The organism is Shouchella clausii, from assembly GCF_002250115.1.
Classification (GTDB): Bacteria; Bacillota; Bacilli; order Bacillales; family Bacillaceae_D; genus Shouchella; species Shouchella clausii.
In genome coordinates, this window is sequence record NZ_CP019985.1 from 2,158,662 (window position 1) to 2,175,358 (window position 16,697).

Here is a 16,697-nt window from a genome sequence, read left to right on the forward strand (position 1 = left end):
GTTTGTACAGCTTTAGTTGGTAGAGGTCAACAATTGGGCAAGTACGTCCTTTAATACGGCCGTGCCTTTTACACAGTCATCAAGTGAGGTAAACTCCTCTGGGCAATGGCTTCTGCCGTCAACGCTCGGTACAAAAATCATGCCTGTATGGGGGACATGGCGGCCGATAATCATCGCATCATGCCCAGCACCGCTAGGGAGAGTCATCGTAGGCAAGCCTAGTTTTTCCCCACTTGCTTTAATCGTCTCTTGAATAAAAGCAGAAGTGGGGACAGGGGCAATATCGGTTAATACTTGATAGGAAAAGTCCAATCCACGTTTGGCGGCAATCTCCAACCCGGCCGCTTGAATGGCTTCTACTAAGCGGTTGCGTTGTGCGAGCTCAATGTCGCGAATGTCAACGGTAAGTGTCGCTTCGCCGCTAATAACATTCGGCGTATTCGGATATACCGTCTGTTGGCCAACGGTAGCGACAGCAGTTTGGCTAAACTGGGCAGGGAGGCTTTCAATCGCGACCAGCCATTCCGCTCCAGCGACAGCTGCGTCCTTGCGCATGCCCATCGGCGTATTTCCGGCATGGTCGCTTTCACCTTTAAATGTGCCCTGAAGCCATAGCGGGCCAGCAATCCCGCTAACGACACCAATTGGAATATTTGCTTTTTCTAACTGTTTGCCTTGCTCGATATGCAATTCGATGAAGGCATAAAAATCTTCGTGCTGACGATGGGCTTTTGCTAGTTTGTGTGGGTCAAACCCTTGATTTTTTAAGGCATCCACTAACGTCACGCCATCTTTATCAGAGTAGCGCTCAAGGTCAGCCTCAGTAAATTCGCCCATCATCACTTGTGAGCCATAAATGCCAGTTGGAAATCGAGATCCTTCCTCGTTCACAAAAATAATCCATTCCAATGGGCGGGGAAATGACTTGCCGTCTTCGAGAAGCGATTCGATTGCACATAGGGAAGCAACCGTGCCGAGAGCGCCATCGAACGCTCCACCATTGACAACGGTATCAATATGAGAACCTGTCGCTACGGCTCCTAGATCAGGCTGTGTTCCTTCGAGCCGGCCAATAAGGTTCCCAACCTCGTCCTCTCGCATTGTCAGCCCGATGCGTGTCCCCCATTGCTTGAGCAGTCGTTTTGCGTGTGCTTCCTCGTTGGTATAAGCAAGCCTCGTCACCCCTCCTGTTTTCGTACGGCCAATTTGCGATAGGGCGGTGAGGCGGGCTGCGAGTTTGTTCGGCTGGATGCCGTTGAGCGCCTTTGTTTGTGTGGCATCATCGTTGAATTGTTGGCGAATAAAACTCATATTATGCTCCTTTTTGATATAAATGGTTGTCTCCCCTTATTATACACAGCCAAAGCTAGTTGTCTTTCTAAATAAGTGGAAGTCGATTATGATAAGGAAAGAGTGATCGTAAAAAGGAGGAAAAGGGATGCAGAAAACCGCCATCCAAATCAGTAAAGGGCAAGGTTTTCCAAGCGGCGAGCAGGTTTTTGTTCGCGGAGGTCGCATGCTCATTGGCCGGGCAGGCCCTTCTGTCGATATTGGTTTTACCGATCCTTATATTTCACGAAAGCATGCTTTAATAGAAGAGAAAGACGGCGATTACACAATAACAGATTTGAATAGCAAGCATGGCGTCGAAGTGAATCGGTTGCCAATACCAGCAGGGAAGCCTTTTCCCCTATACCATAGTGATTCGATCACATTGGCAAAAGGGGCAGCGGAGCTGACATTTTTGCATGGAGGCGAACAACGCCAAGAACAAACACGAGAATTAGATGCCGTCATCGACCATCGTTTAATTGTGCAAAAGACGAAACGGCAAGTCATTGTCGGTGGCCAGCGCTTAGCATTGAGCGGCAAACATATTGAGTTGCTGTTTTGCCTATATGATCATCGCAATCGCGCCGTCAGTTATGAAGAATTGAAAGCCAATGTTTGGCCTGAGCGTTTGGCCGTACAAGGGGGAACGGTGCCTGATGTCGAAAAGGAAGAAGTGAATGCGCTCGTGTATCGGCTTAGGAAAAAGCTAGGCGCGTACAGCAGCATGATTGTGACAGTGCCAAGGTACGGCTATATGCTGGATTTAGGGGAAGGACGCGCAAAGAAAGTTTGAATCGGACATCGCAAGATTCTGAACATTATTAGGGAAACGTCAGGAAAGCATCATCTTCATGCCATGTTAAAAGAGGTGGCGTCTTGCTATGCTCGAGGGAGAAGATGAGGTGAAAGCAATGAAGAAGGCAATAATGGCAGCGAGTGTTTTAGGTTTAGCTGGTGTAGTAGCGTTTATAGGCGAAGGCGTTCCAGCAGATGAACCAACATTTGCAAAAGAGATTCCGAAACTAGAGGAAATTGAAGCGGAGGAATATTTTTCTGGCCATGATGGCACTTTTGTTCTTCACAATTTACAGCAGGACCGTACATTTGTGTACAACCACGAGCGTGCAGAAAAAGCATTTCCGCCACAGTCGACTTTTACAGTCGCAAATGCCCTAATTGGCTTGGAAACGGGGGCCGTGGAAGATGAATACGATATAAAGTACTGGGACGGCATTGAAAGAGAACTCGACGTTTGGAATAAGGACCACACACTTGGATCAGGGCTGAGGCATTCTGTCGTTTGGTATTACCAAGCGCTTGCCAGTGATATTGGCGAAGAACAAATGCAAAAATGGCTTGATGCCATTTCATACGGCAATCGCGATATCACGGGCGGCATTGACCAATTTTGGCTAAGCAGTTCACTTGAGATTACCCCTCTTGAGCAAGCTGACTTTATCAGCGATTTATACTACGAAGTACATCCGTTTTCAAAAGACGCAATGAAAACGGTGAAACGTATGATGATCGAAGAGGAAGGCGACCAATTTACCCTTTATGGGAAAACGGGGCAAGGGCCAGACGTTGGCTGGTATGTCGGTTTTATTGAATCTGGCAATGGCACGTATGCGTTTGTGACAAACTTAGATGGCACAAGTGCGCACGCGAAAGAAATTACGTTAAGTTTGTTAGAAGAATTTCATTTAATGGATGGGCCATCATGAATCGAGCAGACAGGGTTCTTTCCGAGGTTGTCGACTATGTTGACAACCTCTTTATGCTTATCGCAGGAAATCGAGCATTGTCAGACACACACGATCCGCCTTTTATCCACGTCTTAAAGGCTTTTCACTTCTTCGAGCAGTGCCTTTAGTTGAGCAATGGCTTGCTGGCAGCAGGAAACATCACGAGAAAGAAGGGTGATTGCTTCATCAATCCGTTCTTTGTAGTGTTGCGGCTTACGTGGAAAGGATGAAATCATCATGACCGCTTTCTTCTCATTAATGCAAAATCGTTCATTTTTAGCAAAGAGGACTTGGTTTAAACAGGCTATCGCTCGGTAGCCGTGCCCCATCAAGTATGATAAATCGTTTTTATCAACATTGGCTTCCATAAACATGAGGGAAAATGAAGCTTCAAACGTGAAAAACTGGATAAGCGCCTGTTTCAGTTTTGTTGGATATGGGTCAGTCAACGCTTTTAATTGCGCGAGTTTTCCGAAAGGGTCGGTTTGTATACGAGAGATGGCTAGTTCACCCATATACATAGCGTTGACATAGCCGTGTGGATGTCCCGTTTGGTAATGCATGCTGACGGCTCCGTTACGGCAATCGGCAATAGCTTGTTCGACCCGTGTGATGTCACGTAATATCAGATCCACGTGATAGCCATTAATAACAAGCCAGGCACCAGCATTCACCCATTCTCCCCACTCCCCAATAGCGGTAACAACACGCTCCTCTTTGTTACAATCTTGTAAAACTCGGACAGACCGGTCAAGCTGTTCGGTCGTAAATCCTTGGCTGAGATCGTAATAGATGCCGATATCAATGTCAGAATCGGCGCTGTGGGTGCCTCGAGCGCGAGAACCACCAAGGACGGTGCCAACAATTCCTGGTACAGCTTTTAGTTGTTCACCTACTTTGGCAACGAGGTCGTTTGGATCCACGGCTTTTATGCTCCTTCCGCTAAAAGATTTTGCAAACAAAACAAGCATACATGATAAGCAATCATTGATCAAAGCTAAACGGAAGAAACTGGCTGCCGATAAAAAAGAGAAGTGTGCAAATAAGGAGGGGGTAGACCGTTGTTTTTAAGAAAAGCAAACAAACAGGAGAACGTCCAATTGGAAAGGGAGCCAGACCTTATCAAAATCGAACTGGAAGAAAGTGACTGCCAAAAACAAATTGGGTTTATTGGCTTAAATACAAGTGATCTCGAATATATCCATCTCTTGTATCCACTTGTTAACGAACATATTGCACCGATTACGGAAGCCTTTTACGAAAAATTGCTTGAACAGCCCCATTTACGGCAGTTAGTAACAACTCATAGCAGCATTGACGCGTTAAAACAAACATTAAAGCAGCATATTTTAGAAATGTTTGAAGGAAAGGTGGATGCCGCTTTTTTTGCTAAGCGTAAACGGATTGCGCAAACCCATGTTCGAATCGGTCTTAAAACCAAGTGGTACATTGGCGCTTTTCACAACTTGCAACTAGAACTACAGCGGATGATCGTCAAACACCTCAAACCTGGCAATGAACAATTTCTTGCTTTCTGCGCAGTTGGGAAGTTTATCAACTTTGAACAACAGCTTGTTTTAGAAGCGTATGAAGAGGAAGAAAGGCGGATTCGGTTAAAATTTGCGAAACATAAAGATACGTATATCGGGCAAGTCCGCGATACTCTCCAAAACATTGAACATTTAATCGGTAAAATGGAGCGATCTGTCCATAAAGCAGCCGTCCAATCCCAATCAATTGAAACATTAACGGACGAAGGCAAATTTCATTCCGCGCGCTCATTAGATGCTTCCAAAAATGGCCAGCTGCAAGTGGACAGGCAGAGCGGCCATATGGGCCATATCCAAGCTTGTATAAAACAAATTGAAGCTAGCATGAATGAATTGACGACGTTATCTGCCCAATTTGAGGAAGTCGTTGCGATTGTTAAGCAAATCGCAGACCAAACGACACTATTGTCTCTAAATGCGAGCATTGAGGCGGCACAAGCGGGAGACTACGGAAGAGGGTTTGCCGTGGTAGCCGACCAAGTCCGCAAATTAGCAATCAAAACGAAACACTCAAGTGGCCACGTAGCCAGTTTAGTTTCCGACGTCCATGCCCAAAGAAAGCTTGTTGAACATTCGATTTCGGAAGTTGTCCAAGCCGTTGAACAAGGAATCTCTAGTATGGAAACGATGGAGACATGCTTCGAACAAATTCTCCATTTTGGGCAAACCAATGAAGTCCACTTTGGCGAAATTCAGAGCAATGTTAGCCAATTGCATGTATCGATAGCTGAACAAATGAAAGCGGTTGTCTCATCAGCAGCTGCTGCAATCGAACAATTGGCAGGTCAGACTGCAAATTATGAGCAGTCGATCGAGAAAAAGACAGAAGACGAGAAAGCGACTTAATCAGGATGTCTGCTAATGTGTCTCACACGAGATCAACAAGGGAAATAGCGTCCTCGGCAAAATAAAAATGAGTAAAAATGGTGGGATGAATCGCTGCAACCTGCCTTTAACATTCCCGAATAGTCTTGAAAACCCTTTAAATTAGAGCGTGTTTTAGCCAATCGTTTTAGTGGATGAGCGCATCTGGACGGAGTGCCTTTTGATGAGTTCATGCCGGATGATGCGTCCTGAAGTTGCTTGTCCGGTTGCGATTAAATCAAACAGCAAGTTTGCAGCCGTTTTGCCCATGCTAAAAAATTGTTGCGAAACGGTTGTTAAAGGAGGAACGGCCATTTTTGCGAGCTTGGTGCCATCAAAGCCGATAACAGAAAGGTCTTGCGGAATGCGGAGCCCTTTTGCAGTCGCGGCGGACATGGCACCGATCGCGAGTTCATCGCTTGCCGAAAAGATAGCTGTCAAATTCGGATGATTGGTGTAAAGCCGTTGAAAGGCCTTCTGCCCATCTTCAAAATAGAACCCTTTGTTCCAAGCAACTTTCGTAGGCACATAAGCGATTCCTGCTTCCTTGAGCGCCCGTTTGTAACCGGCCATTCGTGGCGCTCCAGCCAACAAATCAGACGGGTTCCCGCTAATCATACCGATCTCTGTGTGGCCTTGCTGAATGAAATAACAGACCGCATCATAAGCTGCCGTTTCATTGTCGACTTGGACGGCTGGTATCGTCGGGTCTTCCGAATAAGCAGATATGGTGACAACAGGCACACCCATTTTACGGACGATCGCCACATATTCCAATGTTAGCAGTTGGCTTGCAAATAAAATGCCGTCTACTTGTTTTTCTTGCAATAATTTTAAGTATTCTTTTGTTTTATGGCCGCTAGAGGCTGTATTGCATATGACAATGCTTTGCCCTCTGGCATGTGCAGCTTCCTCTATTCCTTGAAGGATTTCAGCGCTAACGAGGCCCGATATTTCTGGAAACAAGACGCCAATCGTATTGCTTTGCTTATTAATGAGGCCGCGGGCAATGGCATTCGGGGAATAACCCATTTCTTCGATTGTTTTTAGCACATGTTGTTTTGTTTTTAGGGAATAGCCAATCCCGTTGTTTAGCACGCGGGAAACAGTTGCAATTGAAACGCCTGCTTCTTTGGCTACATCTTTAATCGTTGGTTTGTTCAATCACGTCATTCCCCCTAAAACACACTTTCCTAAGTTTAGTATGGAAGCGTTATAATAAATAGTCAAGCGCTTTCATGAAGCAACACGAGCACATACACTGTACTCGTGTTAGCCCTGTGGACAAATGCGTGTACTCGGCACTTGCCTCGGTCATATGCTTGCTTATGAAACGACGTGTTATTCGTAACGTCCTACTCTGCTATTTTTTGTCTAATGGTTAAAATTCTTCATATTCGGCAGGATCCTGGTTTTGAATGCGGCCGTCGGCTTTTGTTAATTTGTTTATTTGCTCCATTTCTTCCGTGCTTAGGGAAAAATCGAAAATCGCTATGTTTTCAAGTTGGCGTTCAGGTGAAGCCGATTTTGGCAACGGAATTGCCCCAAGCTGTACGTGCCAGCGCAATATAATTTGTGAGACGCTTTTTCTGTGCGTAGCCGCAATCTGTTTAATCACTTCGTCTTGCAAAACGCTGCTAGCGCGGCCGAGAGGGCTCCATGATTCAGTAACAATATGATGATTATTATCCCAAACACGTTGGCTTTCCTGAGAAAAATAAGGGTGAAGTTCAATTTGGTTAATGCTTGGCATGATACCTGTTTCCCGTTCTAATCGCTCTAAATGCTCTGGCAAAAAGTTACATACTCCAATTGAGCGAATAAGCCCCCATTTTTGAGCATCGATTAACGCTTGCCATGCTTCTACATACAAGTCGGTTTTTGGGTTTGGCCAATGGATCAAGTATAGGTCATAATAGTCCAATCTTGCGCGCAGCAAAGATTCTTGAATGGTCACGATCGCTTGCTCATATGCTTGTCGCCGCCCTGGTAGCTTTGAAGTGACGCGCAACTGTTCCCTTGGGACAGAACTACGCCGAATCGCTTCTCCGACAGCTCCCTCATTCTCGTAGTTGAAGGCAGAATCTAGCAAACGATAGCCAATATCAATCGCACTCACCATTGCATTGACGCCTGCTGCTCCATTCAACGCATACGTGCCAAAGCCAATAGCTGGCAACGGCAGCCCATCTTTCAGTGTGACAGTCGGAATCATCTGAATCACTCCTTGTCTTTTTTCAATAGTCTAACATTGAACGTTTATCAACGTCTAATAAAGCCGCTGTTGTTTGCCACTTCGATTGCTGTTGACGTGTTGCTTTGCTGCTGCTATAGTATTAATGATAATGATTTTCATTCGCAAACAAACGTAACGGAGGTACTCGGTTCATGAAGGTTCCTGTTATTTTCAGCTCTTTCCTTGCGACCGTACTTTTGCTTGGAGGCTGTGGCAATACGAGTTCAAACGAAGGCGAGGGGCCTAGCGACAATCAAAATGGCGCAACTGAGAGCGGAGAGATGCGCACGTTTACGGCTCCCAATGGAGAAGAAGTAAGCATACCTGAAAATCCAGAAAGAATTGTCACTGATTTTTATGCTGGCGAGTTTTTGGCGGTTGGCGCGAATGTGGTCGGGGCAGGTTCTTGGAGTTTTTCGAACCCGTTTATTGAAGAGGAGCTTAAAGATATAAAGGATGTGGGTGACCCGGTTAATACAGAAGAGGTTCTTGAGCTTGAGCCTGACTTAATTGTTGTGATGGACGAAGAACAATACGAGACGCTTTCTCAAATTGCGCCAACCGTTGTCATTCCATATAATACAGCTAAAAATGTTGAAGAATCGTTGCAACTGTTCGGCGAACTAGCAAATGCTGAAGCAGAAGCGGCTCAATTTCTCGACAGTTTTAATGAAGAGGCGGAAGCCGCTAGAGCTCGCGTAGAGGAAGTAGTCGAAGACGATGCGACATTTGGGATTTATGAATTGACGGACAAAGGCGATTTCTGGGTATTCAATGACAACGCCGGCCGTGGCGGGCAAGTGATTTACAATGCGCTTGGTTTAAAGGCGCCGGATTCAATTGACGAAGAAGTAATCAAAACAGGGGAAATGAAACAATTGTCTACGGAAGTCATTCCTGATTACGCGGCTGATTATATGTTTATTACCGACTACCATCCTGAAGGGGACAGCAAGCTTCCTGAGATGGAGTCTTCCCCTATCTGGCAAGGGCTTGAGGCAGTCAAAAACAATCGTGTGTTTATAAATGATTTCGATACATTTTATCCGTATGACCCGATTTCTGTCCGTGGCCAAATCGATTTAATTGCTGACATGATTGTAGAACGTGCTGAAAATAACGGCAAGTAGACACTGGACAAGTTTATACGTTTAAGCGATCTCGCTGTTCCATTTCGGTGGAGCAGCTTTTTGCGTTTTCATCTACCGGGGCTTGATTTGCCAGCAACTCTCTGCCAGTATACAATAAAAGAAAAGAGGTGTGAACCGTTGTCAGCTCCTACGCCGGAAATCATCGAGGCTGTTTCGTTTATCCAGCGAAACCTCCATGAATCGCTTAGCTTAAACGTAATCGCCAAACATGTCGGATATAGTCCATATCATTTTGTTCGAAAATTCAAAAATGAAATCGGGATTTCGCCGCTTTATTATGTGTCTGCCCTTCGTTTAGATAAAGCGAAACGCCTGCTCGTCCATACAAATTTAGGAGTTCGCGACATCGGTTTAGAAATTGGCCAGCAAAGCCTTGGCACATTTACGACCCGCTTTACTGAGCGAGTAGGGGTGAGCCCTGGCCGTTTCCGTGAATCATTAGCAAATGCGGAAGGACATTTACAAGCTTTGCAAAGGCTGCAAAAGTGGTCCTCGACACGAGCGGCTGCCCCTCCGATAAATAGCGTAAGTGGGACTATTACAGCTGGTTCGCCGTTTTCAGGTGTTGTGTTAGTCGGCTTATTCTCAAAACCGATCCCAGAAGGGTTGCCACGTTACGGTACGTTGCTCTCTGGCAGCGACGATTTTTGCTTTTTGAATGTCGCCCCTGGGACGTATTATTTGCTGGCAACAGCCGTTTCATGGGGGATGGAAGGCAAAGACTTTCTACTCCCGCAACAAACATTGCGCGGCCGCCTAAAGACAGCGATTGTCATGCGGTCATTTGCTGCAGTAGAGGGAATTCGCCTACAACTTCATCCTCCTAAACAGGATGATCCGCCAATCTTGATTTCCTTGCCATTATTAATGAACAATTTTCTTCTCAAACAGCGCAATTGGTGAGAAACGGCCGCTTGTTCTATTTGGTAAGATGAGTGTAACTTTGATTCAGGGAGGCGATGGCATGAAAACAGAGCAAGCACAGTTTGAACAATTGTATGCAGACTTAAATGAGGCATTTGCCAAAGGGGACGTGGATTTTATTCTAAGCCATGCAGCGGAAGACATCCGTTGGGAAATGGTAGGTGACTCTGTAGTTGAAGGAAAAGAGGAAGTCGCCAAAAGGCTAGAGGCAGTAAAAGGAATTGTGAGCGAAGAATTTACGACAAAACGGATCATTGCTTCTGGCCGTACCGCCGCCATCGAAGGAACAATGCTGTGCCCAGATGAAACAGGAACGATAAGGAAAGCGGCGTTTTGTGATCTATATACACTCAATGAAAAAGGAAAGATTACGGATTTAACCGCTTATTTCATTTTTTTATAAGATAAATTGTCAATTCAAGTGCAACAGTTCATAGGTAAATGCCTCGTGGGCAGTTCGCCATTGTAAACATTTCCTTGGTCGTTCATTGATAAGAGCTAAATTCTTAGCTAATTCAAATGGATCGATACAAGCAAAATCCGTTCCCTTCGGGTAAAACTCTCGGAGGAGGCCATTCCCGTTTTCGTTACTGCCTCTTTGCCAAGAAGAATAAGGATCCGCAAAATAAAAGGAAATCGCTCCTGTTTCTTCGATCGGACCATAACAGGCAAACTCTTTTCCACGGTCTACGGTGGCTGTTTGAATGGCGTTTTTAGGCAAAGAGGTTTCCAGCTTTCGGATGGCTTTCTCCGTAGAGGCGGCCGTTCGGTCTGGCATGGGGATCGCACAATACCAACGGGTTTTTCGTTCAATAAAGGTCGCTAGGCAGCCTTTGCTTTTCCCACGACCCGATACGACCGTGTCCAGTTCCCAATGGCCAAAGGTCTCTCGTGTTCGGATTTCTTTAGGTCTCTGCTTGATAGATGTCCCAACGGTGAAGCGCCCACGGGTTTCATAGGGTTTTTGGCTTTTCCCTTTACGACGCAGTACAGCGGCTGTCCGTTGTAAACGCCCTTGATAGACCCACCGATAAAGCGTTTTAAAGGAAAGCGTCCCAGAGAAGCACCGTCCAACAATTTGCTCAGGCGACCACGTTCGATCGAGTTTTTCTGTGATGAACGCAGCGAGCTCAGGCGACCATTTCCCCTTTGGTTTCGATGCCTTTCTTCTTCTCTGAGCTATCTCATGGGCTTTCTCCGATTGATAAGACGTCTTCCCGTTCGCATTTCGGCGTCGTTCCCGAGAAATCGTGGACGGACTGCGCCCAAGGTTCTTAGCGATCTGCCGAAGCGACATCCCAAGATGAGTCATCGTTTCCATACGTGCGCGATCAAATGTGGTAAGATGGTGGTAGCAGCTCATGTTGCCCTCCTTGATGGTTTGTGTGGTTACGAACATCTTACACGAGGGTTCCATGAGCTGTCTTTCTTTAGGTGTTGCACTTCATATTACAATTCGTCATAAAAGAAAGATGGTTTCCGAGAACGATAACCGCCCTCAGACTGATAAAAACGCTTGTCAGACGAGGAGTACAGCCGAGGGAAGATGCGAATAGAACGGGGGTTCATGAGCATATGAGTGAGGCAAACGACGAAGTATGCGAGCGTTTGTCTACAGTCTGAACGCCTGGTTACGCCAGGCGTTGATTGTGTCATAAAATTTTGTGCTTGTTTTTTTAAGCGTTTGCATGTATGCTTTTAATAATCTTTCAATTGATTTACGATAATCAAACAAAGGCAAAGAGGGAAGAAATGAAGGTCACAGCAAAAGAAATATCGAAACAACTAGGCGTTTCGATTGCTACAGTAGATAGAGTCCTGAACAATCGCGCCAATGTCAGTGAAAAAATGCGTAAGCGCGTATTGGAAAAAGCGGAGGAAATGGGCTATGTTCCTAACCGGATGGCCAGCATTCTCTCACGAAAAGTAACCTTTCATGTCGCTGTCGTTTATAAAGAATATCCGGCTTACTTTTGGGAGCAAATCGAGACAGGCATTGCCCAAGCTGAATTAGAACTGCGGGACTACGGCGTCACAGTCCACCGTTTTCGCCTCCCAGTTGAAGCATTTACAGAATCGCCTGAACGGATTCAAGAAATATTGGCAGATGAAACCATTGACGCTGTTGCAATAGCTGCCCTTGGCGATGCAATTTCCCCGTATTTAAAAGCGAGTAAAAAACCTGTTTGTACGTTTAATGTGGACGCACAAAACAGTGGGCGCTTATTTTATGTCGGCTGCGATTATTACTCGTCTGGAAGGTTAGCTGCTGAATTAGTGGCAAAGCTGGTTCCAAAGCAAGGAAAGGTTGGCGTGCTGCTAGGCGGAAATAATGATTATCAGGCGCGGGAAAAACTACAAGGTTTTCGTGAAGGCCTCCAGGAATTTAGGCTGGAACTTTGTAAGGCGGTTCGCCTTCGGGAAAGTGACTTGCCCTTCCAGCCAGGACAGCAATGGCAGAAAGAAATGGCTGGTTTGGATGGATTGTATGTAGCTACAGCAGAGTTAGGGAATGTGGCCGACTTTTTTTCAAAATACCCTAAGCATCAAGTGGCGGCATTGGTTGGCCACGATATGAATGATTTGATCTACAAGCATCTTCATACGCAAATGATTGCCGCAACGATTACCCAAGACCCAGTCAGCCAAGGCTACTTAGCAATCAAAAAATTGTTTTCTTTGATGGTGCTCGAGGAAGAAGACGCTAAACAATCAACGATTACGAAACTGGAAATTGTCATGAAGAACAATGCCTCCTACTATACTTAATCATTGGGTAGTATATTCCAATGATTAAGTTGTTTCTTTACTTTGTTTTGATTATCGATAATCAATTGACTGAAAAAGGAGGTTGAAGGAAGATGTTAAAAGCGATTCAAGTTGGAGTAGGGGGGTTTGGACTTTCTTGGTTTGAACTGCTCCAATCATATCAGCAAGCAGAGGTGGCAGCCATTGTCGATCCCCTCGAGACGAATGTGCAAGCGGCATTGAAACGGGCAAATCGCAATGTTTTATCATTTGATAGTCTAGCAAAAGCAATCGAAAAAGTGGAAGCGGACTTTGTGTTAATTGTGACGCCACCAACTACTCATGCCGATTTGGCGAAGACAGCGATCAAAGCGAAGCTTCACGTCATGATGGAAAAACCATTGACAGATACGCTCGAGGAAGGAAAAGCATTACTGGCATTTACGAACGCACACGCGCAAAAAGTGATGGTTAGCCAAAATTATCGCTACCACCCGCAAATCCAGACGATTAAAGCGCTACTCGATCAACAGGTGATTGGAAAGGTGGAATATGGGGATTATTATTTTAATCGTGCCACTCGTTTTGGCGGTTGGAGGGACGAATATGCCGATATTCTTTTGCAAGACATGGCGATCCACCATTTTGACATTCTCCGTTTTCTGCTAGAAAAAGAGGCGGTTGAAGTGACAGCAGCAAGCTTCCGCCCATCATGGAGCTGGTTTAAAGGCATGCCCAATGCCCATGTTGACATCCTGTTTGAAGATGAAGTGCGAATAAGCTATACCGGTAGATGGGCTGGAAAGGGGCGTAAAACCCCTTGGAATGGAGAATTGCGTCTCGTAGGAGAAAAGGGAGCAATTGAATTAGTCGACGACCGCGTTTACATGTACAAAGGGGAGGCAGATGAACCAACGGAGATTCAACTTCAAACGAGTTTGTTGCCAGACCGTCTACTGTCGCTTGATGCATTTGTTGCCGCTATTCGCCATGATACAGTCCCGCCTACGTCAATTGAAGACAATGTGAAAAGCCTTGAATTGACGTGGGCAGCAATTGAAGCGGCAAAATCAGGGAAGAAATGGACTTGTTGAGAGCGAATTGATACTCGTTACACAGGGAGTGTTTCTTTATGAAAAAAACATATGCAGTCACATTGGCATGTTTGCTGTCATTTGGCGTTGCCGCTTGTAACGAAACGGCCTCGAAGGAGCAAACGACTTTGACATGGTGGGATACATATGGCAGGGACGGCACAGAAAAATCAGTCATCAATGCCATTGCCAAATATGAGAAAGCCCATCCTGATGTCAAGATCGAGCGCGTTTCTGTCCCTTTTTCAGAAATGCAACGGAAGCTTCTCTTAGCGATGGTTGGCGGTGAGCTTCCAGATATTATGATCGTGGATAATCCGAACCATCAAGCCCTTTCAGCTGCGGGGGCAACAGCTGATATTACAGAATTGGTTGAGCAATGGGGAGAAGCAGACCAGTATTTTGAAGGCCCGTGGGAATCAACGATGTACCAAGGCCGGAATTTTGGCATTCCATTTGGAAGCAACAATTTAGCCCTCTTTTACAACAACGACTTGCTAGAAGAAGCGGGAGTCAAGCCGCCTACGACATGGGATGAGCTGAAGGAGGCTGTTCCTCATCTGGCAAGCGCGACGGACGGTTACCCAATTTCTGTGGCTGCTGTTCGCAGCGAGGAAGGCGCCTTTCAATTTCTCCCGTTTTTATGGCAGGCAGGTGGCGATTTGAACCAGTTGGATAGCGAGGCAACGAGAGAGGCACTCGAGCTTTGGAAAGAGTTTATTGATAGCGGTTACATGTCCCGTGAAGTTCTGTCGCTCAATCAACAGGATATTGCCTTGCAATTTGTAAATGGGACTACAGCCATGATGGTAAATGGAACTTGGCAAGTTGAGCAATTTCGCGATTCGCTTGAATTTGAGTGGGGCGTAGTCCCTCTCCCAGCGGCTGAGGCGCAGGCAACCGTCATCGGCGGCGAAAATTTTGCGATTGGCAGTTCTTCAGAGCATATTCAAGAAGCGTGGAATGTGATCACGTTTATGCAGGATGAAGAGGTGCTGATGCAAATGGTAAAAGACAAACATTACTTGCCTGCGAGAAAAGACTTAATCCAAGACCCCTATTGGCAAGAAGACGAAATGTACGAGCCGTTTGCTGACAGCATGGAGTTTGCCAGGGCAAGGGCTTATGGCGAACAGTACCCAGCCATTTCCAACGAAGTACAGAACATGATTCAAGGAGCGCTGTCTGGGTCAATTCCTATTGATGAAGCGATTCAGGAAACAGCCAGTGAAGTAAACGCCCTGTTTGAGAAAAACCAATAATAAGCTTAGGGGGGAAAGCGAATGGAGTCGCCACTTTCAGCCGTAAAACGGCCACGTTCGTTCAAACCGAAGAAAAGGCTGCAAAAAGATGTAGTAGGGAAGTATATGTTTGTGTTGCCTGGGCTGCTTTTTTTAGCTGTTTTTATGTTGTTCCCAATCGGCTACAATGTATATTTGACGTTTCATAATGTAACCGTATTCAACATTATGTCTGGCTACGAGTTTACTTGGTTGGACAATTACAAGGCTGTTTTAACGGACACGGTGTTCTTGCAATCGGTGAAAAACTCGATTGTGTTTACGACATTATGTTTGCTGTTCCAGTTTGTCATCGGACTTGCCTTGGCGTTATTTTTTAATAAAACATTTCCAGGCCGTGGTCTATTTCGGGCGCTCCTTTTAATGGCCTGGATGATTCCACTTGTGATTACCGGTACGCTGTTTCAATGGATGTTCGCTGGCGAATATGGGATCATCAACCATTTTCTATTGTGGGCCAATATCATCGAAGAGCCTATTTATTGGGTGTCGAACGAGCAAACGGCCCTTTATAGTACGATCATTGCCAACATTTGGATTGGCATTCCCTTTAACATGGTCATTTTGCTGGCAGGACTTCAATCGCTGCCAACGGATATTTACGAAGCAGCCCGAGTAGATGGGGCTTCTAAATGGCGGCAGTTTTTTGCGATTACATTGCCTTTGCTGAAGCCGACGTTGTTCATTTTGGTCATGCTCGGCATCATTTACACATTTAAAGTATTTGACATCATTTTGATTATGACAAAAGGCGGGCCGCTGTACGCTTCAACTGTCATGCCGTTTTATGCCTATGAACAAGCGTTTATTAACTACAACTTCAGTATTGGCGCTACAATTACAACCGTGATGCTTGCTTTGTTAATTGTTGTTTCGCTTATTTATTTACGAATTGCTCGTAAGGAGGATGAAGCATGAAAAAACGGTTTGTGGATAGCCAGTATGTAGCCAGTCTAATCGGGCTTATTTCAACCATGCTGTTTTTGTTTCCGGTTTATTGGATGTTTGTCACGTCCATTAAACCAATGTCAGCGATTTTTGCGATTCCTCCACAAATCATTCCACGGGAGGTGACTACGGAGGCCTATATTGACAATATTTTAAATAACCCAGAGATTGTCCGTTTTTTTCTCAATAGTGTCGTGATTGCACTAGGCACATTGGTTCTAACATTAGCGCTTGCTGTTCCAGTTGCTTACGCATTAGCAAGGCTTGACATTAAGGGGAAGGGAGCAATAATTGGGGTCATGCTTGTAGCGCAAATGCTGCCGAGCATCATGCTGGCACTGCCATTTTTCTTGTTGTTTTCTCATTTAGGGTTGTTAAATCATTTTATCGCTCTGATTTTGGCCAATACAACAACGGCGCTGCCGTTTGCCGTCCTTGTATTGCGTCCATTCTTTATGTCCATTCCGCAAGGATTAGAAGAAGCAGCAGCCATGGATGGAAGCAATCGTTTTTTAACGTTTGTGCGGATTATTTTGCCGTTAGCAAAGCCAGGGCTGTTAACAGTCGGTGCATTTGCATTTTTATTTGCCTGGGGTGACTTGTTGTACGCCCTTATTTTGACGACCGATGAAAGTATTCGGCCGCTTACAGTCTACTTATATACGTTTGTTGGCCAACATGGGACGAATTGGAACAGTTTAATGGCAGTTTCATTCGTGGCCATTATTCCGATTATCTTGATTTTTATTGCTTTTCAAAAGCATATTGTCGAGGGCATTGCGTCTGGTTCAATGAAATAAATAA

16 protein-coding genes are annotated in these 16,697 nt (G+C 45.5%); 11 read left to right on the forward strand and 5 right to left on the reverse strand.

Annotation, left to right across the window (positions count from 1 at the left end; genetic code table 11):
• Positions 1 to 12 precede the first annotated feature (12 nt).
• Complete coding sequence (locus BC8716_RS10270; RefSeq protein WP_094425411.1) at positions 13 to 1,311, reverse strand: Zn-dependent hydrolase; 1,299 nt, start codon at positions 1,309 to 1,311, stop codon at positions 13 to 15.
• 127 nt (positions 1,312 to 1,438) lie between these two features.
• Between BC8716_RS10270 and BC8716_RS10275 the strand changes: the two genes are divergently transcribed.
• Positions 1,439 to 2,125: an FHA domain-containing protein gene (locus tag BC8716_RS10275; RefSeq protein ID WP_094425413.1), complete on the forward strand. Its 687-nt coding sequence runs from the start codon at positions 1,439 to 1,441 to the stop codon at positions 2,123 to 2,125.
• Between the two features lie 118 nt (positions 2,126 to 2,243).
• Positions 2,244 to 3,056 carry a penicillin-binding transpeptidase domain-containing protein gene (locus tag BC8716_RS10280; RefSeq protein ID WP_094429224.1) on the forward strand — a complete coding sequence of 271 codons (813 nt, stop codon included), beginning with the start codon at positions 2,244 to 2,246 and terminating at the stop codon, positions 3,054 to 3,056.
• Between the two features lie 113 nt (positions 3,057 to 3,169).
• Here the strand turns inward: BC8716_RS10280 and BC8716_RS10285 are convergent, their stop codons facing one another.
• Positions 3,170 to 4,000, reverse strand: a complete 831-nt coding sequence (locus BC8716_RS10285) for a nucleotidyltransferase domain-containing protein (RefSeq protein ID WP_322500135.1) — start codon at positions 3,998 to 4,000, stop codon at positions 3,170 to 3,172.
• Between the two features lie 138 nt (positions 4,001 to 4,138).
• Between BC8716_RS10285 and BC8716_RS10290 the strand changes: the two genes are divergently transcribed.
• Positions 4,139 to 5,473: a globin-coupled sensor protein gene (locus BC8716_RS10290; RefSeq protein WP_094425415.1), complete on the forward strand. Its 1,335-nt coding sequence runs from the start codon at positions 4,139 to 4,141 to the stop codon at positions 5,471 to 5,473.
• Between the two features lie 153 nt (positions 5,474 to 5,626).
• Here BC8716_RS10290 and BC8716_RS10295 read toward each other — a convergent pair whose 3' ends face one another.
• Together BC8716_RS10295 and BC8716_RS10300 are read right to left on the reverse strand one after the other, a co-directional pair.
• Complete coding sequence (locus BC8716_RS10295) at positions 5,627 to 6,655, reverse strand: LacI family DNA-binding transcriptional regulator (RefSeq protein ID WP_094425417.1); 1,029 nt, start codon at positions 6,653 to 6,655, stop codon at positions 5,627 to 5,629.
• A 217-nt stretch (positions 6,656 to 6,872) separates the two neighbouring features.
• Positions 6,873 to 7,706, reverse strand: a complete 834-nt coding sequence (locus tag BC8716_RS10300) for an aldo/keto reductase (RefSeq protein WP_254120847.1) — start codon at positions 7,704 to 7,706, stop codon at positions 6,873 to 6,875.
• A gap of 173 nt (positions 7,707 to 7,879) precedes the next feature.
• Here BC8716_RS10300 and BC8716_RS10305 point away from each other — a divergent pair, with 173 nt between their 5' ends.
• From BC8716_RS10305 to BC8716_RS10315, 3 genes are all read left to right on the forward strand, one after another.
• The gene (locus tag BC8716_RS10305; RefSeq protein ID WP_094425419.1) at positions 7,880 to 8,857 is read left to right on the forward strand and encodes an iron-hydroxamate ABC transporter substrate-binding protein; all 978 of its coding nucleotides are present in this window, start codon (positions 7,880 to 7,882) and stop codon (positions 8,855 to 8,857) included.
• A gap of 138 nt (positions 8,858 to 8,995) precedes the next feature.
• On the forward strand, positions 8,996 to 9,781 hold the full coding sequence (locus BC8716_RS10310) for a helix-turn-helix transcriptional regulator (protein ID WP_094425421.1): 786 nt from the start codon (positions 8,996 to 8,998) through the stop codon (positions 9,779 to 9,781).
• Positions 9,782 to 9,842: 61 nt separating this feature from the next.
• A complete protein-coding gene (locus BC8716_RS10315) occupies positions 9,843 to 10,205 on the forward strand; it encodes a nuclear transport factor 2 family protein (protein WP_157730406.1) in 363 nt (120 codons plus the stop codon).
• 9 nt (positions 10,206 to 10,214) lie between these two features.
• Here BC8716_RS10315 and BC8716_RS10320 read toward each other — a convergent pair whose 3' ends face one another.
• Positions 10,215 to 11,165, reverse strand: a complete 951-nt coding sequence (locus BC8716_RS10320; protein WP_094425425.1) for an IS30 family transposase — start codon at positions 11,163 to 11,165, stop codon at positions 10,215 to 10,217.
• A 389-nt stretch (positions 11,166 to 11,554) separates the two neighbouring features.
• On the opposite strand from BC8716_RS10320, the gene BC8716_RS10325 reads away from it, so the two are divergent.
• From BC8716_RS10325 to BC8716_RS10345, 5 genes are all read left to right on the forward strand, one after another.
• The gene (locus BC8716_RS10325; RefSeq protein WP_169715935.1) at positions 11,555 to 12,571 is read left to right on the forward strand and encodes a LacI family DNA-binding transcriptional regulator; all 1,017 of its coding nucleotides are present in this window, start codon (positions 11,555 to 11,557) and stop codon (positions 12,569 to 12,571) included.
• A 92-nt stretch (positions 12,572 to 12,663) separates the two neighbouring features.
• Positions 12,664 to 13,644 (forward strand): Gfo/Idh/MocA family protein, encoded by a 981-nt coding sequence (locus tag BC8716_RS10330; protein ID WP_094425430.1) that lies wholly within the window; start codon positions 12,664 to 12,666, stop codon positions 13,642 to 13,644.
• 38 nt (positions 13,645 to 13,682) lie between these two features.
• Positions 13,683 to 14,906, forward strand: coding sequence for an ABC transporter substrate-binding protein (locus BC8716_RS10335; RefSeq protein ID WP_094425432.1), 1,224 nt, complete (start codon positions 13,683 to 13,685; stop codon positions 14,904 to 14,906).
• A gap of 21 nt (positions 14,907 to 14,927) precedes the next feature.
• Positions 14,928 to 15,863, forward strand: a complete 936-nt coding sequence (locus BC8716_RS10340; RefSeq protein WP_094425434.1) for a carbohydrate ABC transporter permease — start codon at positions 14,928 to 14,930, stop codon at positions 15,861 to 15,863.
• On the forward strand, positions 15,860 to 16,693 hold the full coding sequence (locus BC8716_RS10345) for a carbohydrate ABC transporter permease (protein WP_094425436.1): 834 nt from the start codon (positions 15,860 to 15,862) through the stop codon (positions 16,691 to 16,693). The genes BC8716_RS10340 and BC8716_RS10345 overlap by 4 nt, the downstream gene beginning before the upstream one ends.
• The last annotated feature ends 4 nt before the right edge of the window (positions 16,694 to 16,697 follow it).

What these genes read in the sequence shown, in the direction of transcription:
- BC8716_RS10270 (WP_094425411.1), bottom strand. Translation starts at nt 1,311, where the DNA reads ATGAGTTTTATTCGCCAACAATTCAACGATGATGCCACACAAACAAAG.
- BC8716_RS10300 (WP_254120847.1), bottom strand. Translation starts at nt 7,706, where the DNA reads ATGATTCCGACTGTCACACTGAAAGATGGGCTGCCGTTGCCAGCTATT.
- BC8716_RS10320 (WP_094425425.1), bottom strand. Translation starts at nt 11,165, where the DNA reads ATGAGCTGCTACCACCATCTTACCACATTTGATCGCGCACGTATGGAA.
- BC8716_RS10280 (WP_094429224.1), top strand. Translation starts at nt 2,244, where the DNA reads ATGAAGAAGGCAATAATGGCAGCGAGTGTTTTAGGTTTAGCTGGTGTA.
- BC8716_RS10335 (WP_094425432.1), top strand. Translation starts at nt 13,683, where the DNA reads ATGAAAAAAACATATGCAGTCACATTGGCATGTTTGCTGTCATTTGGC.
- BC8716_RS10315 (WP_157730406.1), top strand. Translation starts at nt 9,843, where the DNA reads ATGAAAACAGAGCAAGCACAGTTTGAACAATTGTATGCAGACTTAAAT.
- BC8716_RS10325 (WP_169715935.1), top strand. Translation starts at nt 11,555, where the DNA reads ATGAAGGTCACAGCAAAAGAAATATCGAAACAACTAGGCGTTTCGATT.
- BC8716_RS10340 (WP_094425434.1), top strand. Translation starts at nt 14,928, where the DNA reads ATGGAGTCGCCACTTTCAGCCGTAAAACGGCCACGTTCGTTCAAACCG.
- BC8716_RS10305 (WP_094425419.1), top strand. Translation starts at nt 7,880, where the DNA reads ATGAAGGTTCCTGTTATTTTCAGCTCTTTCCTTGCGACCGTACTTTTG.
- BC8716_RS10275 (WP_094425413.1), top strand. Translation starts at nt 1,439, where the DNA reads ATGCAGAAAACCGCCATCCAAATCAGTAAAGGGCAAGGTTTTCCAAGC.
- BC8716_RS10330 (WP_094425430.1), top strand. Translation starts at nt 12,664, where the DNA reads ATGTTAAAAGCGATTCAAGTTGGAGTAGGGGGGTTTGGACTTTCTTGG.
- BC8716_RS10345 (WP_094425436.1), top strand. Translation starts at nt 15,860, where the DNA reads ATGAAAAAACGGTTTGTGGATAGCCAGTATGTAGCCAGTCTAATCGGG.